Origin of the sequence: Lacihabitans soyangensis (assembly GCF_024343775.1) — a bacterium.
Taxonomy (GTDB): domain Bacteria; phylum Bacteroidota; class Bacteroidia; order Cytophagales; family Spirosomataceae; genus Leadbetterella; species Leadbetterella soyangensis.
This window is the reverse complement of sequence record NZ_RJUF01000015.1, coordinates 42,589-58,459: the sequence shown is the minus strand read 5'-3', so window position 1 is coordinate 58,459 and position 15,871 is coordinate 42,589. Positions and strand designations below refer to the sequence as shown.

The following is a 15,871-nucleotide window of genomic DNA, read 5'->3' as shown; positions in this document are numbered from 1 at the left end:
TGTTATTTGGAGCCAAGCCAAGGCTCGGGGTTGAGTTTACTGAAATTGTGCCAAATCTGGAAGTTTATTTCTGGGCTACCATCTTTGTATGCAACGGTACCTATTTGTTGCTGGAGGTTTACTTGCTGATTGATGCTTACGTTTACGTTTTGCAAGTTGGCATACACCGTGTAATAATCGCCATGCTGAATAGCCACAACGTTGTTTAAACCTGGAATTTGTGATATATCTAATACAACTCCTTCAAAAACAGCTCTCACCGCTGCATTTGGAGAGGCCTGAATATCAATGCCGTTGTTGTCGACCTTCAGGCCTTTCAGTACTGGGTGATTTTTGACCCCAAACTTGTCGGAAACGAAACCGTCAACTGGCCAAGATAATTTTGCTTTCTGTGCTCCAAAGTTGTGGTTGCCTACTCTACTGGCCTTATTTTCAGTTTTTTCTGCTATGACCTCGGCTTTAGAATTTTTCTTGTTTTCTCTTTCACTTAGAATCTTCTTTTCACGCTCTTCTATTTCTGCTTGTTTTTCTTTTCTTGATTCGGGTACTTTTTTGGTCGTTAGAACTTTTCTGGCATTTTGTTCTTTTTCTATGGCCTTAGAAATAACCGAATTCAAACTAGACAAGGCAGCATTTGATTTTTCGAGTTCAGTTTTCAGGTCGCTTTCTTTATTGTTGAGGTCTTTTACAATGAGATTCTGTTTTTCTTTAAGAGCTTCGAGACTTTTGGCCTCAATTTTTACGATGTTTATCAGGTTTTGTTGGGTGATTTTTTTCTCCAAAAGCGTCCTTTGGCGTTGTTTGAGCATTTCGCCTATTTTTTTGATTTGTAAAAGCTGATGCTTACGATTTTCGGTGTATTGCTCCAAATATTTATAACGCATAAAAAGCTCACTTACAGAGCTTGAAGAGAATAAAAAACCCATTTTGGTGAGTTTGTTGCTGTTTTTTGATTCTCGGTAAATGGTTTCGGAATACTCCGTCTGAAGCGATTTTAGTTGTTTGAAAAGGTCTGCTTGGGCTTTCTCTATTTCGGCCATTTCTACTTTTATCAACTCTATGTCTTCCTTGGCCAATTCAATCTTATTTTGTTGGTTTTCTATCTGTTGATTGATGGCTTTTATTTGACCAATGGTACTTTCTTTCTCTTTTTGGGTTTCGCTCAAGATTTTTTTTACTTGGGCAATTTTCTGAAGATTTCGTTTTTTTTCTGCCTCAAGCGTGGCTCTACTCTTTTGTTTTTGGGCAAAAGTGACAAGGGTTATACAAATTGTAAAAATTAGGAGGAAATATTTTTTCATAGTACTACCTAATCTTAAAAATTAGGAATTTTTTCTAAAGAATAACCTTTCGGAATATTAAAAGGAAAACGAATGTTTCGGTCTAAAAAGTCGAATTTAGAGTGTTCAAATTCAATTTTGGCCTCATTTTTACCCAAAATTAACAAAGAAATTATTGTAGGCACAAGTTTATTGTCTTCGCTTACAAAACTTTTGTAGTTGATATTGAGCTTGGTATCTGTTTTTTTGTCTTTGGCATCAATAAAAAAAAGCTTGTTTTGTACCAAATCAAAACGGTTTTCTATATCTATATTATTTCTTGACTGTAGAATACTGTTAAAATCGTTAAGTTTTTTGAAAATATCGGAGCTATCTTTTTTGACAGGAAGATTACCTACCAATAGTGACTGGACCATATTAAAATTGATATCGAAGTCAAAAGCAGTGCTGAGTTCGTTAAAACTCACCTTGTAGTATTTCCTATTCAGCCTATCCAATAAAAAGATACTGTCGGGATTAATACTCACACGAGCCGCTTCCAGACCTAAAGCTATTGAAATCCAAATCACACTATCTTTTTTAACATGAATAGTGGCGGGTATGGTTTGGTCTAATTTAGCAGTTTTAATACTTATTTTTGACTTTATCTTTAGTTTCTCAAAGTCTATTTCCTTGGATTCGAAATATACTTTCTCTTCTTTAGCAACCTCTGTTTTCGAAACAGTATCCTTAACGACAGCCACCGAGTCTGTGGAAGTTGTTCCTAAAACAATACTGTTTTTTTTCATCTTGTGGCTTCTACAAGACGAAACTGAAACAATTACAAAACCCAAATAGAAGAGTTTTTGGAGTACTTTCATTTTATTCAATAATGGTTCTTTCTTTTATTTTGTTCTCAAGTTTTTTATTGGATTTATTCAGTTCTAAGGCTTTTTTCCAAGCTGATACGGCGTTTTCTGTTTGGCCCAGTTTAAACAATATATCACCTTTGTGTTCAAATATACTTTCACTGCCATTTTTGTCTTTTGCTATTGCCAATTCAATGGCCTCGTTGGCTTTATTATACTCGCCCCTTTGGAATAAAACCCAGGCAAAGGTATCATAATTGGCCGCCTGATTGGGATATGATTTAATTAATCTTTCGGACAGAACCACTGCTTTATCAAGGTCTTTTTTACTAGTGGCCAAAAGGTAACTATAATTGTTCAAAGCCTGTTCATTATTCGGATTTTCGGCCAAAACTTGCTCAAAAAGCTCCTTTGCTTTGTCCAATTTTCCGTTTTGATGATAAATCTCGGCCATGCTGGCGTTTATGTGATGTCTAAGTTCTTTGTTGTTGGTATTAAGAGCTTGGGCTTCTTCTAAAGAAATCAGTGCATCGCTGTAGTTCTTTGTTTGTATTTGTGCAAAACCCAAATGATACCAAAAATAAGAGTGGTTGGGATAGTATTCCGTGGCTTTTTCGGAGTGTTTCAACAGATCATCATATTTGGCTAGTTTTACGTCTAACTCTACTATGGCAAGCCATGCCTCAAAAATCCCCTTGTCATATTTTATGGCGTTCAGGTAAGCGTCTCTCGCAGCAAGAATTTGATTAGATTTTACCAAGAGATCGGCTTTGTAAACATAAGTGCGGGCCTCTTCAGGATGTTTGGCTATTATTTGGTCACAAAAGTTTAGAGCATCTGTGATGTCTTCCGTCTGGGTATTGTTTTTTAAGCTACTAAAATACGAGCCAAGAGCATTCGCTTTAAGTGAGTAGGGCAGTGAGTTTTGAGCCAAAATACTGTTCAAAACATCTTTAGTACCTTGTTTATTGTTTTGCTTAGCATAGGTTTCGGCCAAAAGACCGTATGCTTCCATGAAGTTGGGGTTCTCATCAATAGCGTTTTTAAGCATTTGGGCGGCTTCTGAGAACCGGCTGTTCGAAATCAAGATTGAAGATTGCTGTAGTACATATTGTGGGTCAGTTTTGACCATTTTTTTGCCCTCCTTCAAGGCCGCATCCACTTTGTTTTGTTTGAGCAAAATGGTCTGTTTGGCTTGGGTTATCTGCTCCGATGAACCCATGGACTCCTCCATATCGGCCAAGGTTTTTAAAGCCTCTGATTCTTTGCCTTCAATTAGGTAAATGTCCACCAAGTTAAGATACCCTTCTACAAAATTTGGTTTAAGTTTTAATGCTTTTTTTATGGTATTTGTGGCTTCTTTATACTGGTTTTGTTTGAACTGAAGATTGCCCAAATGTTGTAAATAGAAAAAATTCTCCTTATCAAGATCGGAGGCTTTTTTTGCCGAGATAAGAGCAGCAGGGATTCTATTCAGGGCCATTTCGGTCTTTGAAAGCATAAAGAGAATACTTGCATTTTCACCATAGGCTTGTATTCCTTTTCGAAATTCGGCGTAGGCTTTCTCAAAATCCTCTATGAGATATAGTTTCATTCCTTCTGTAAAAGACTGCTCTGCCTTGAGTTCTTTGGCCTCTATTTTTTGGTCTTGAGGCTCATCAACAGCCGATTGACCCATTGCAGCGGTACATATCAATATTAGAAAAACTAGGATTCGCATGAGGTGATATTTTAAATAAGGGATTGTCAAATTTTATAAATTTTGATAAGTTTAAAACTTTAAATTATTTTTGATTGATTTTTTAAAACCCCTTCAAAACGTAAATTTCAGTATTTTGTTACAAAAAATCAATTTTTGAACCCTTTATAATCTAAAACAGGTTTATGGCCAAGCAAAACCCAAAACAGAAAATCGAAAAAATTAACATCGAAACGCCTGAAATCGAGAAAATATACAATCCATGGATGGTTTTTGGAGGAATATTGGCTTTGGTTTTTATATCCTACAGCATGATTTGGCAGAACGGATTTGTGTGGGACGATGACCCCTATATTGTTCTGAATGAAGCCGTTAAGACTTTTGATTTGGGTAAACTATTGAAGGATTTTCATGTGGGTAACTATCACCCGCTAACGATGCTTAGTTTGGCCTTGGAATATGCCTTGGTGGGAGACAAGCCATGGCTTTCACATCTCAATAACTTGTTATTGCATAGTGTAAACAGTTATTTGCTGTATGTTTTGGCCAAAAAACTTGAAGTTAAAAGTTTTGTTGCTCTCATTTTGGCGTTATTTTTTGCCATGCACCCCATGCACGTAGAGTCTGTAGCTTGGGCTGCAGAACGCAAAGACGTACTTTATACTTTTTTCTTGTTTCTGTCTTTTATTTATTATCTCAACTATACCAAAACCGCCAACAAATTACAGTATGCCATTTCTTTACTTTTCTTTTTGGCTAGTTGTCTTTCAAAAGGTATGGCAGTGGTGCTACCAGCCTTACTCATAATAACCGACTGGTGGATGGCTGGTAAGAAGTTTTCGGTTAAAAGTTTGACAGATAAAATACCTTATTTCGCCATTACCTTATTTTTTGCTTACATTGCTACCACAGCTCAAAAAGAAGCAGGTGCAGATGCTTCGTCGGTTATAAATGCCGCTTTTACAGCTTCTGAACGATTTAGGATTGTCTGTTACTCGTTTTTATTTTACTGGTTTAAAACAATTCTGCCTCTTAATTTACTCCCATTTTACCCTTATCCTACCAAAATTGGGGGTAGTATCCCTGCCATTTACAATTTTGCAGTCATTGGTCTTGTGGCTTTTTTAGGAGTAATGTATTGGCTAGGTCGTAAAAACAAAAAGATCTGGTGGGCGGTAGCATTCTTTTCTATTTCAGTTTCAACCGTAATTCAGATTTTACCCGTTGGTAGTGCCATTGTGGCTGATAGATATTATTATTTGTCTTCAGTAGGTCCTTTATTTTTGATAGCCTTTTGGCTCGGGAACTTGAAAGGCGAGTTTGGCAAAGTACTTTCTTTCGGATTGGTGCTTGTTTGGTCCATAATGACATTTTTTCAAACTAGTCATTGGAAAAACGGTTATACGCTTTTCAAACCAGCAGAGAAATTTTATCCTGAAGATGCTATGGTACTCAGCAATATTGGCTGGTATCATTTGTCTCAAAAGGAGTTTCCAATGGCAAAACAATATCTGATGCGTGCTGATAATAATGGTTTCAAGAACGCCGATGTTTGCCGAACGATAGGTTCTATGTATATCGATGAGGGGGATTACCAGAATGCTTTGATTTATTTAGAAAAAGCTCAATTGTTTCTGCCAAAATCACCACGGACGGAGTGGTTGACGGCTATGGCCTATCTGAGACTTAATGAATTTGCCAAAGCCCTGCCATTTGCAGAAAAAGCGGTTAAAGAAAGTCCTGAAAATCTGGACTATCTCAATACTTATGCTCAGACATTGATGAATCTCAAGAGATTTGACGAGTCAAATAAAGTTTTTGCCGAGATTATAAATAAAGATCCCGACAATTGGGATGCTTACCTCAATATATCCTATTCGCACAAACTTCAGGGAGATACACAAACGGAACTAAAACTTTTGGACGATTTGATTAGAAAGCAACCTAGTTATTTGCCAGCTTACCGCAACATAGGTGTTACTTTTAGTGATCTGGGCCGACATGATGAGGCGGTTCAATACTGGCAAAGAGCGACAGTTTATGACAGTACCGGTGATTATGACTATAACATAGGTATAAATTATGCCAACCGTGGACAAATCAATGCAGCAAAAGATTGGTACATAAAGGCTGCTCGGAAAGGAAAACCAGAGGCCATCCAGGTTCTTAAACAGAACGGAGTAAATTATTAAATTCATTTCGATTTCTAACTGTTTAGCGATCTTAATAGGATAGAACTAAAATAATTGTAACCTTTTTAAGGCTTTGCCGTCATAATATTTTATTTGGCAAAACGCCTGTTTGGCAGACTATTTGAGGCCTTTTTAGTATCTTTTTAACTTTTAATTTTGCCCAGCCCATTTGTTAGGTATATCCTTAAAGACTAAAATGAAAACTGTATACTTTACGATTGATGATTTTTCAGTAGGAAAAAGTAGCCTAGTGAACGACCTTGGATTTGAAGAAAAGGAATATTACTATTTTACAAAAGACTCTTCTTTTTACAGAAAATATAACCTGGAGTTGGGTCTAGACGTCTGTATTTTAGAATTGAGCTCCCGAGAAGAGATGCTTTTAACACAGAATGTTTCTGCTAATCCAATGTATTATATCAGAGTTTTGGAGTTTGCCAATGCTCAAAGTGTCAATGTAAATTGTAGCACGGGCAACGCCTTGGAATCGCAAGAATTGCAGGTGCGAAAGTCGGAGAAATTCAGAGGGCTTTGGTTTTCTTTCTCTCAACGATGGTTGGATAACAAGATTCTGACTGGAGAAGCAAACGCCGATAATTTCACCAAAGTTGCGGACTCAAGAGTTTATCCGAGAAATGAGCATTTTGAAACTTTATTTAACGAGATATTCGAATTAGCCCACTCTTCTGTCCTCAACAATTTTAGGCTCAAAATAAAGCTATATGCTTATTTGGAGCAATTGATTCGCTAGTTTTTGATGTCAACTGTTTACCGGCGGCCTATAGCTTTCAAACGGAATCTTTAGGAGCGGCGGTATATGTTCATTTTCTACAGGGTCCATGTAGGTGTCTATGCCATAAATGAGGTCTTTTCTTTCAATAAAGTTATAAGTTCCAAACAGTCTGTCCCAAATAGAAAATATATTTCCGTAATTACTGTCGGTGTATGGTTGTGTGTAATGGTGATGCACATGGTGCATGTCTGGGCTTACAATTAAATAACTAATGGCCTTGTCTAACCAACGAGGAAGAGAGATATTGGCGTGGTTAAACTGGGAAAGAACCACTGAAAGAGACTGGTACAGAAAAACCATCCACATTGGAGCACCAGTGATGACTACCGCAATAGTTGTAAAGACAAAACGAAATACACTTTCTCCGGGATGATGACGGTTGGCTGTGGTGGTGTCCACATGTAGGTCACTGTGGTGAATTAAGTGAAACATCCACATCCATTTGACTTGGTGTTCCAGCCAATGAATAAAGTACGCACCTATCAAATCCAAAATCATCAGTCCCAGAATAGCATACAACCAAAGTGGCATGTCTGGCAGCCAATTGATGATACCGAAATTGTTGGCAATTGCCCAATCTGAGCTTTTAACTAAAATAAACGCTAGTGGAAAATTGACTAATATGGTTGTGATAGTAAAGAAAATATTAACTGAGGCATGTTTTACCTTTTTGTATTTAAACTGAAAAAGTGGAACGGCTGATTCCATAATCCAGAAAAAAGCGATACCTCCGACCAATAATAAAGATCTATGAAGTGAAGGGATAGTCCTGAAATAGTCTACAATAACTTCCATTTAGTTTTTTGATGTCGATGTGCGAAAATACTATAATTTTTCTTAAAATAGTACAGAAAAATAACAGACTTTATTTCTTTTGTCAGCCTTGTTTTAGGGAAATCAGCCCTAGCTTGTTGAGTCCTTATATTTTTATGAGCCATGATATGTATATTTGTAACTTACAAGTACCCCTTATCAGATGTTTAGGATTTTTTCTTTGGTATTCTTTTTTCTTTTAATCACATTTTCGAGTTCTTCGCAAATAACCAACAAAAACGAGCTGGAGGCCTATAAGTCTGCCTACAACGCTTATGTTTGGGGGTTTCCACTTGTTACACTTGCTCTTTCAGTTGACGAATTTACCCAAAGTCCTTCAGGGGCAAAATTTAATAACTTTGCCATTTTGGAGTCCAATTCTGGCGAAAAGTTGCTTAACAATGAGAACATCATGTGTTCCAAAGCATACTTAGATTTAAATCAAAGTGCCTTGCTTTTTACCTTGCCTGTAAGTACATTAAAATATTACTCTCTTACTTTTACAGATGCATTCAGTAACACCATTGAGGTTTTTAGCTCTTTGAAAAATCTTAACAAAGAAAAAAGTATTTTACTGGTTGGACCCGAGTGGAAAGGGTCTTTGCCCAAAGGATTGAAAAAGGTCATAAAATCACCTACTAATCTTGCCTGGGTGGAAGGCCAGGTTTCTATTTTGGATAAAATGGATAAAACAGATGCCAGAAAAATACTCGAAAGCATCAAAATATCGGAATATGACAAAAAGGAGAACTTCAAAAATTGGAAGGATCGTCATGTTTTTCCAAAACTCAAAACCTCTGGAAGCTCAACGGAGCAGGCCTTGCTGATGGACTGGAAATCTTATTTTACATTACTGTCTTTAATGCTCAAGGAAAATGCAATTCCCGAAAATCAGAAGAAATATGTGGCTGATTTTGAAGATTTGGGGATATTTCCTGGGAAAGATTTTGAAGACGCCAAGGTAAGTAACAAGAAGCAAAAAGGTATCAAACAAGGTTTTGCGGATGCCATTGAATTACTGAAACTAGAGGCACCGCGTCAAGAAGATTATAACAAAAATGGGTGGTCATACAATGTGGGTGAGGGAAAATGGGGAACAAAATACACCAAGAATGCTGCTTCAGCATATAATGGGTTCAATCAAACTGCTCCTGAGGAAATCATGAAATATAAAACCCAAATAGATATCAACAAGGATAAACTTACGGGCACGCAGAAATATAAAATGACCATAAAAAAGGCTTCACTGCCACAAACTAAGGCTTTCTGGACTATAAATGTGCTGCAAAGCAATAAGCAGGTTTTTGAAAATGCAAAAGGTAAATATGGAATTGGCAATAAAAACAAGGGCTTGAAATATAATAAAGACGGGTCACTGACTTTGTATTTTCAGGCAGAGGTACCAAAGGGTTTGGAAACCAACTGGGTTCCTATCCCCTCCGAAAATTTTGAACTTATTTTTAAGGTCTTTTCCCCAGGAGAAATGGTGGTTTCGGGCGAATGGGCTCCGCCAGTTGTTGAAATTGTGAAATAATCTCGAATAAAATTCTATCAAAATGGCAAAAAATGTGTACAAAAACGATTCGGAGGCCGTGTTGAAGTCTATTTCAGAAATGAAACCCGAATATGCCGCCCTAAGTAAATTGATTCGAGAGGCTATTCTTGAATCTGACCATCAAATAGATGAATTCATAAAATGGAATGTTCCAGCCTATTTTTATAAAGGTGACATAAAACCATTTGATCCTAAAGAATACAAACGAGATATGCTGGTCTTCAATACCCGTCAAAAAGACCATATTTTGCTCATTTTACCCACTGGTGCGAAACTTACAAACGTCGAAAATCTATTAGAAGGAGATTATCCAGATGGCAGGAGGATGATAAAGTTTCACAGCGAAGCCGAATTTCTGGAGAAAAAAAGCGTTTTCCAGCAAATTATTAAAGAGTGGATTTCTTTGGTTGAATAATCTAGTTCTGGATACAAGCTTTACTTGCATTTTCCTTTCTTAGTAGCTATTGCACAAAGTTGCAAGAAGGAGTCAGAAAGTTTCACGAAGTATTTACAGTTGGATTTTTGTCTTTAATTCGTGAGCATAGAAAAGATACATGGAGTTTTTACCAGGAACTGAAGAGCTAATACATGTTGTCAATACAAAAAGTATAATCTTAATTTCTCTTAAACGAAAGCTGTCCGCTGGAAGCTTCGTCTAGGTTTCTAAGTGCTTGTTGAACAGCGGATTTCAGCTGATTGCTGGATAAAGAATTTGGTAAGCCACTGCAAGTTCCTCTATAAAAAACTTCCTTGGTTTCAGCATCCATTATTTGTACCATCAAGCTTTTGCCAGCGGTATATTTTTTTGAGAGGACATTTCCACTACTTACAAAATCGACATCTGTTAGTTTGGTCTTTTCGTTGTAGACTTTATAAAATACCGCCAAATCAAAGTTTTTGTTGTCCCGAAAGTAACCCTTTTTATGAAGCGTGCTTTCTATGCTATTCCAAATTTCCGGGCTACTTTTTTCATCCTTAACAAGCGTAAATGTTAAGTTACTCAAATTTGTGTAACTCTGGTCTTTGTAAGTATTCACCATAAAAGGTCTTGAACGAATACAGCTTTGTGCCAGAATTGCGACCAGTACCAATATTTTGACTTTCATAGAAATGTATTTTCATACAAAAGTAAAAATTCTTTCTGATAATGTTTATATTATTTACAAAAATAATGCAATAATTATTCAGCGATTTTAAATTTGACCTTATATCTCTTCAGGATAACGTTTGCAACCACCCCAACTATAACTCCGGGAGCTATCCAAGTAATCAAATAACCATAAGAAGGAAAATTCTCTGGCAAGTATCTGGGAACAATATTCACACAAAATGCTGTGATTGCTGCCGAATAGGCACCCATCATCTTACCTCCATGAGCAAAAAACCAATGCATTTTGGGTGCTGTTTTGAAGTTTAGGTAGTATTTCAGATCTCCGTATGAATTTATCATACTCACCATACCAAACACCAGAAAAAGGTACTGAAGTCCACCAAAGGTTGTTGGATTTTGGAATCCATAAATCCCGTATGCAATCATAATAATACCTGAGAAACCAATAGCAAAACCTCCAAATTTGTCGTACCATGTAGGTATAAGGCCCTTTTTCATGCTAAGCATTCGTTTACCAGACCAATTGGGGTAGAAACTGACAATTCCGATGGTTAAGAAAAATTGGTATTTTAATTTTTCGGGATAAATAACAAAGAAAAGTACGGTAGTTATGAAGATAAAGAACATGGCCCAGTAAAATATTCGACCTGAAATATTATGAACTTTGCCCCCTTTTTTACCATAGGACATAGCCACTAAGCCGGAGGCCAGTGAAACTACGCCAGCTATTACATGTAAAAATATGGCCGATTGAAAGATTGTCTTAGTCATTTTGTTTTTGTTTGATATCCAAAAGTATTCTGCCTATTTAATTCTGCAAAAATTATGGGCCAACGGTCAAATGCTAGGGACGAAAAACAAAGTATTGGGATATTTGAGTACGTTTTGGGATGTTTGACAAGGTAAATTTTACAATAGAATGTACTTTCTTTGATGCAGAAGACAACATATTAGCCACAATTTGCGTAAAGTTTTGTATCTAGGCATTCGGCTTGGTTAATTAAACTCTAACAGAATGGAACGTAAAGAATTTTTAAAAAGAGGACTCACTAGTCTTGGTTTATTGGCAGCCTTGCCAATTGTTTCTGCTTGCGAAAAGACGGATTTAAGCACCGACACCACCACAGGAAGTACATCAACTACTGGTAGCAGTAACGGCAGTTCAGCCAGCAATTGTACCGTTACCAACGCCGAAACTGCTGGGCCATTTCCTATTAAAGACCCCGCATCTTTAATAAAAACCGACATTAGAGGTGACAGGCCTGGTGTGAAACTAACGGTAAAAATAAATATCAAGAACAAAAACAACAGTTGTGCAGCTTTGGCAAATACAATTGTAGATATTTGGCATTGTGACGCCAAGGGGGAATATTCGGAATATGGCGGCACGGGTATGCAAGCTACCAACTGGACCTCGGTTCACTGGCTACGTGGCAGACAAACTACTGATGCCAATGGTTTGGTAACTTTTACTACGATATTTCCTGGTTGGTACTCAGGAAGGGCACCACACATACACGTACATGTGTACAACGCCAGTGGTAAATCACTTTTGGTAACTCAAATCGCGTTTGATAAAACAATTTGTGATACCGTATACACCACTGCTGCTGATTACATAAGTCACGGAAAACAGGATACCACAAATACAAGTGACAATGTTTTTGGAGATGGATTTGCCAATGAATTAGGAACATTTACTGGAAGCGTTACTGAAGGATACGTACTTACGCACAACGTGGTGGTGAGTGCATAAGCTATTGAAAAATAGTTAAATCAGTAAAGTGTCTGATTTTTAATTCTTTTCAAAAAAAAAGATTCGAACCTTTGATTGAGACGGGATTACATTTCTGCCTCTCGCCAATTACTCGAAAACAAATAATGAAGGAAATAACGCTACAATACAAGAAGATAATTGATAAAAACGCCATCAATAATTGGGACAAAGAGGTGTGGAACGAAACGTTTTTAGAGTATAGGATGAAATCTCAATATTATGATGCAGATCTTCAGTTTCCATTATTTCAGAATCTTGTTTTGGCTAAACCCGAGGCAGTAAAACTCCATTACTTGACGAGTTTGGGCTGTATTGGTCATATTCAAAGGCTCAATAATCTATTTCCAGACGTCACAGATACCTTGGGCAATAGAACGGTCCCTTTTGTCCATTACGATTTTAGAATATTGTCGGCCGATTTTAACCACAAGGAGAATTTTGTCATTCAGCTCGACTTCGTCTCTAAACCACTTTTGTATCTTGAATCCATTGGCGAAAATCTATTGTTGGGATTGCCAGAAACGAGATTAGCTCAAAAAATAGATACCATTATGGTGAAGTTGTTACCCAATCTAATGATAAATTCTCTGAAATATGAGTCATAAACATCTGCATTGGGCGAGTAACCGTACGGTTTCCGAAACTAATCAATTTAGAGTTCTGAGCTCGGAGCTTTCGGTTGGAGATACCTCTTCCGAAAAGGGCGTTTTAGGATTTTTGAATCAAATAAGCGATATCACTATAGCTCCCAATTGTAGCTTAAAACTACAAGTGGATAAAGATTCGGTAATTGTGATCATTCCTTTGGTAGGTTTTTTGGAAATATTTGAGAATAATGAGGCCGTTTTTCTCGAACCTTCGAAGTATTCCATAAAAATTATCGCAGCTAATGAGGTTTACGAAATAAGAAATCCATATGATACTGACCATGTCAATTTTATTCAGTTAAACTTATCCAAAGATATTTTCATTGGAAACTCAGAGGTTGTTTTAGGAGAATTTAACCTTGACGATAACCGCAATAATCTGGTAAGAATAGGATTGGATACTTTAAACTACGCTGAAGTTTACATGGGTAAATTTGGTTGTAAGAAAGAAAGCTTCTTGACAGATGAAGATTCATTCAACGCTTATTTTTTTGTTATAAATGGGTCTTTTGAGGTAAACGGAATGTTACTTCACCCAAGAGATAGTGCAAGTTTTGCTGAAATAAACATGCTTGATTTTGAGTCTTTAAGTGAAGAAAGTATGCTAATTGTTCTGATTAGTAGGTAGTCGAATGTCTGAACTTACCTTAGTTTTTCTATCAGAAAAGAAAACTTTCGAGCTACGGGTACCAACATATCGGTATGATTCAAATGCAGTTTGTATCCTTGGGCGTTTCCACTGACTTTTATCACGTGGTCGAGATTGGCAATGAACGAACGGTGCGTTCGAACAATGTTTTTATCTTCTATTTGTGATTCCAGTCTTGTGAGGCTGCTTCTGAGGAGCAGTTTCTCGGTTTTTTCGGCCTTAAGAAAATATATGGTGGAGTAATTGTCTGCCGATTCTATGTACAATAAATCTTTGTTTTTTAACTCAATATAATCCTTCTCGTTTTCGGCTATTAGTTTAAGTTTTTCATCTGCTTGGTTATCTTTAATTTCTTGAATGACAATAGGTTGAGAGTATTTTTTGAGTTGATAAATATAATCAGAGAGTACCCAAAAAACTGTCGGGAATATGCCAATACCAACTACCCAACTAAAGAATGTTAACCAATTGCTCAGTGTAAATCCCCACTTAAAAATAGCCGAGCCGTAGGCTACATTTCCGGTGGTTATTATAAGTAGCAGGAATAACACACCTACTATTTCCTTCCAAATTACCCAATTTTTTTCTTCATGAAATTTTGGGAAAATACTTGGCAGTATTTGCCGATGAAAATAAGTAGAAGCTGAAGTTACGAATGAGAAACCTAGGAGTTTGAAGTATTTGTTTGGGTCATTCCATTCCGAAATATCGAATGGCTCAAAAAGAACAAAGAAGAGATAGAGAAATACACCTTCGCCAAGAGAATGAATAAGGGCTTGGGTGTTGGTTCGCTCCCTTTGTGGGTACGGCTGAACAAATATGTCAAATATATTTTTCAGAATGAACCGAGAATTTGATTGAAGAAGCCTTTGATGGAATCAGGATAAACAACCATCATAAACACCACCCCCCAAAGACCTCCCCAAAGATGTGCCATGTGGTTGACATTATCACCTTGGCGTCTATCCATGTATACCGAATATGCCACATAAATCAATGCAAAAATGTAGGCGGGCATCGGAATAGGAATCGGAAACATCATTAGTTTGGTCATAGGCGACAAAATTATGCTCGCAAAAACAATAGAACTTACTCCGCCAGACGCACCAAGAGAGTTATAGAACGCCATGTTTTTGTATTTTATAACATCAGGAATGTTGGAAACTATGATGCCCAGTAAGTATAACAACATGAAATAGAGCTTCGCATTTCCTCCAAATAGATATTCGAAATAACTCTCCACAGCTCCTCCGAAAAGGTACAAAGCGTACATGTTTAGCAGCAGGTGCATGTAGTCTGCATGAATAAAGCCGCAAGTAAGTATGCGGTAGTATTCTTTGCGGTGACTTACGGAGTATGGGTTATGGATGAGTTTGTTCATCAGTCCTTTATCTCTAAAAGCCATGAAACTGATGATCACCGTGATCAATATGATTATTATACTTAAACTCATACGCTTAGTTTTCTCGTTTTTCTAATTGTTCAGCAAAAGATCTTATTAGTACTTTTTTGTCTTCGCTTACCGCTAATTTATTTAAGGCTTCCGCAGCTTTCTCAAAATATTTCTTCGCTTCGGCTTCCGCCTCTGCTCTTATTTCGAATTTATCGTAAATTCCCCTAATGGCTTCTACTTTTTCGGTAGCGTCAAATTTTTTCTTTTTCAACCAAGCCTCTAGTTTTTTACCGTCCTCAGTTCCCTTTGCTTTTTCTATGGCATCTAGGAGCAACCATGTTTTTTTATTTTCTATGATGTCTCCACCCACTTGTTTTCCAAATTTCTCTGGGTCGGCATAGACATCCAAGATATCGTCGTTCAGTTGGAAACCTAGACCGAGATTTACACCAATCTCATTCAACAATCTTACTGAGTCCTCATCGGCATCCGCCAAAATACCACCCAATTCCATAGCAAAACCCAATAGAACAGAAGTCTTTAGGCGGATCATTTCTATGTAATCCTCTTTTTTAACATCGGCTTTGGTCGCAAAAACCATGTCCAATTGTTGACCTTCGCATACTTCAGCGGCAGTTTTATTGAATCTCTTCACCACTAATTTGAAATGTCTATCTTCGGCAAATCCCAAGAGCTCATATGCTGCAACGAGCATCACGTCCCCCGAAAGTATGGCCGTGTTGGTATTCCATTTTTCATGTACTGTTTGCTGTCCTCTGCGGAGTGGAGCTTGGTCCATGATGTCATCGTGCATTAGCGTGAAATTATGAAAAACTTCAACCGCCATGGCTGGCTTTAGGACTTTTTGCCAGTTATATAGCCATAAATTGGCAGACATGAGCGTCAATAAAGGTCTAAGTCTTTTGCCACCTAAGGACATGATATACGATATGGGCTCGTATAATTCTGCAGGGTTTTCTCCGTATTTATGATTTTCGAACTCTTTGTTTAAGGCTTCTAGATAGGATTTAAAAGGCATTAATCGTTATTTTAGATTCAAACTAATAATCAAAAAACAAAGCTATGGCTTATTTTGTTAAAAGACGGCCAAAAA

Annotated in this window: 16 protein-coding genes; 7 read left to right on the top strand and 9 right to left on the bottom strand. The window is 37.2% G+C overall.

Annotation, left to right across the window (positions count from 1 at the left end; translation table 11 throughout):
- Positions 1-2: 2 nt before the first annotated feature.
- The 3 genes from EGI31_RS07495 to EGI31_RS07485 are packed head-to-tail and all read right to left on the bottom strand — an operon-like array spanning position 3 to position 3,848.
- A complete protein-coding gene (locus EGI31_RS07495) occupies positions 3-1,301 on the bottom strand; it encodes a murein hydrolase activator EnvC family protein (RefSeq protein WP_255036582.1) in 1,299 nt (432 codons plus the stop codon).
- A 14-nt stretch (positions 1,302-1,315) separates the two neighbouring features.
- Entirely contained in the window at positions 1,316-2,140 is an 825-nt protein-coding gene (lolB1, locus tag EGI31_RS07490) for a lipoprotein insertase outer membrane protein LolB1 (protein ID WP_255036581.1), read from the bottom strand.
- Between the two features lies 1 nt (position 2,141).
- Positions 2,142-3,848, bottom strand: a complete 1,707-nt coding sequence (locus EGI31_RS07485) for a tetratricopeptide repeat protein (RefSeq protein WP_255036580.1) — start codon at positions 3,846-3,848, stop codon at positions 2,142-2,144.
- A gap of 164 nt (positions 3,849-4,012) precedes the next feature.
- Here EGI31_RS07485 and EGI31_RS07480 point away from each other — a divergent pair, with 164 nt between their 5' ends.
- Together EGI31_RS07480 and EGI31_RS07475 are read left to right on the top strand one after the other, a co-directional pair.
- Positions 4,013-6,019 carry a tetratricopeptide repeat protein gene (locus EGI31_RS07480; protein WP_255036579.1) on the top strand — a complete coding sequence of 669 codons (2,007 nt, stop codon included), beginning with the start codon at positions 4,013-4,015 and terminating at the stop codon, positions 6,017-6,019.
- A 196-nt stretch (positions 6,020-6,215) separates the two neighbouring features.
- On the top strand, positions 6,216-6,770 hold the full coding sequence (locus EGI31_RS07475) for a hypothetical protein (RefSeq protein ID WP_255036578.1): 555 nt from the start codon (positions 6,216-6,218) through the stop codon (positions 6,768-6,770).
- A 9-nt stretch (positions 6,771-6,779) separates the two neighbouring features.
- Here the strand turns inward: EGI31_RS07475 and EGI31_RS07470 are convergent, their stop codons facing one another.
- Complete coding sequence (locus EGI31_RS07470; RefSeq protein ID WP_255036577.1) at positions 6,780-7,607, bottom strand: sterol desaturase family protein; 828 nt, start codon at positions 7,605-7,607, stop codon at positions 6,780-6,782.
- Positions 7,608-7,788: 181 nt separating this feature from the next.
- Here EGI31_RS07470 and EGI31_RS07465 point away from each other — a divergent pair, with 181 nt between their 5' ends.
- Both EGI31_RS07465 and EGI31_RS07460 read left to right on the top strand, forming a co-directional pair.
- On the top strand, positions 7,789-9,159 hold the full coding sequence (locus tag EGI31_RS07465; protein ID WP_255036576.1) for a DUF1214 domain-containing protein: 1,371 nt from the start codon (positions 7,789-7,791) through the stop codon (positions 9,157-9,159).
- A 22-nt stretch (positions 9,160-9,181) separates the two neighbouring features.
- Positions 9,182-9,595 carry a DUF1801 domain-containing protein gene (locus EGI31_RS07460; RefSeq protein ID WP_255036575.1) on the top strand — a complete coding sequence of 138 codons (414 nt, stop codon included), beginning with the start codon at positions 9,182-9,184 and terminating at the stop codon, positions 9,593-9,595.
- A 199-nt stretch (positions 9,596-9,794) separates the two neighbouring features.
- On the opposite strand, the gene EGI31_RS07455 is transcribed toward EGI31_RS07460, so the two are convergent.
- Positions 9,795-10,286, bottom strand: a complete 492-nt coding sequence (locus tag EGI31_RS07455; protein WP_255036574.1) for a DUF4136 domain-containing protein — start codon at positions 10,284-10,286, stop codon at positions 9,795-9,797.
- Positions 10,287-10,360: 74 nt separating this feature from the next.
- Positions 10,361-11,062 carry a hypothetical protein gene (locus EGI31_RS07450; protein ID WP_255036572.1) on the bottom strand — a complete coding sequence of 234 codons (702 nt, stop codon included), beginning with the start codon at positions 11,060-11,062 and terminating at the stop codon, positions 10,361-10,363.
- A 244-nt stretch (positions 11,063-11,306) separates the two neighbouring features.
- Here EGI31_RS07450 and EGI31_RS07445 point away from each other — a divergent pair, with 244 nt between their 5' ends.
- From EGI31_RS07445 to EGI31_RS07435, 3 genes are all read left to right on the top strand, one after another.
- Positions 11,307-12,047 carry a dioxygenase family protein gene (locus EGI31_RS07445; RefSeq protein ID WP_255036571.1) on the top strand — a complete coding sequence of 247 codons (741 nt, stop codon included), beginning with the start codon at positions 11,307-11,309 and terminating at the stop codon, positions 12,045-12,047.
- A gap of 125 nt (positions 12,048-12,172) precedes the next feature.
- Entirely contained in the window at positions 12,173-12,673 is a 501-nt protein-coding gene (locus tag EGI31_RS07440; RefSeq protein WP_255036570.1) for a hypothetical protein, read from the top strand.
- Positions 12,663-13,343, top strand: coding sequence for a pirin family protein (locus EGI31_RS07435; protein ID WP_255036569.1), 681 nt, complete (start codon positions 12,663-12,665; stop codon positions 13,341-13,343). The genes EGI31_RS07440 and EGI31_RS07435 overlap by 11 nt, the downstream gene beginning before the upstream one ends.
- A gap of 14 nt (positions 13,344-13,357) precedes the next feature.
- On the opposite strand, the gene EGI31_RS07430 is transcribed toward EGI31_RS07435, so the two are convergent.
- The 3 genes from EGI31_RS07430 to EGI31_RS07420 form a co-directional block, all read right to left on the bottom strand.
- On the bottom strand, positions 13,358-13,915 hold the full coding sequence (locus tag EGI31_RS07430; RefSeq protein WP_255036567.1) for a LytTR family DNA-binding domain-containing protein: 558 nt from the start codon (positions 13,913-13,915) through the stop codon (positions 13,358-13,360).
- A 284-nt stretch (positions 13,916-14,199) separates the two neighbouring features.
- Positions 14,200-14,817, bottom strand: coding sequence for a rhomboid family intramembrane serine protease (locus EGI31_RS07425; RefSeq protein WP_255036566.1), 618 nt, complete (start codon positions 14,815-14,817; stop codon positions 14,200-14,202).
- Between the two features lie 4 nt (positions 14,818-14,821).
- Entirely contained in the window at positions 14,822-15,796 is a 975-nt protein-coding gene (locus tag EGI31_RS07420) for a polyprenyl synthetase family protein (RefSeq protein ID WP_255036565.1), read from the bottom strand.
- Between the last annotated feature and the right edge of the window lie 75 nt (positions 15,797-15,871).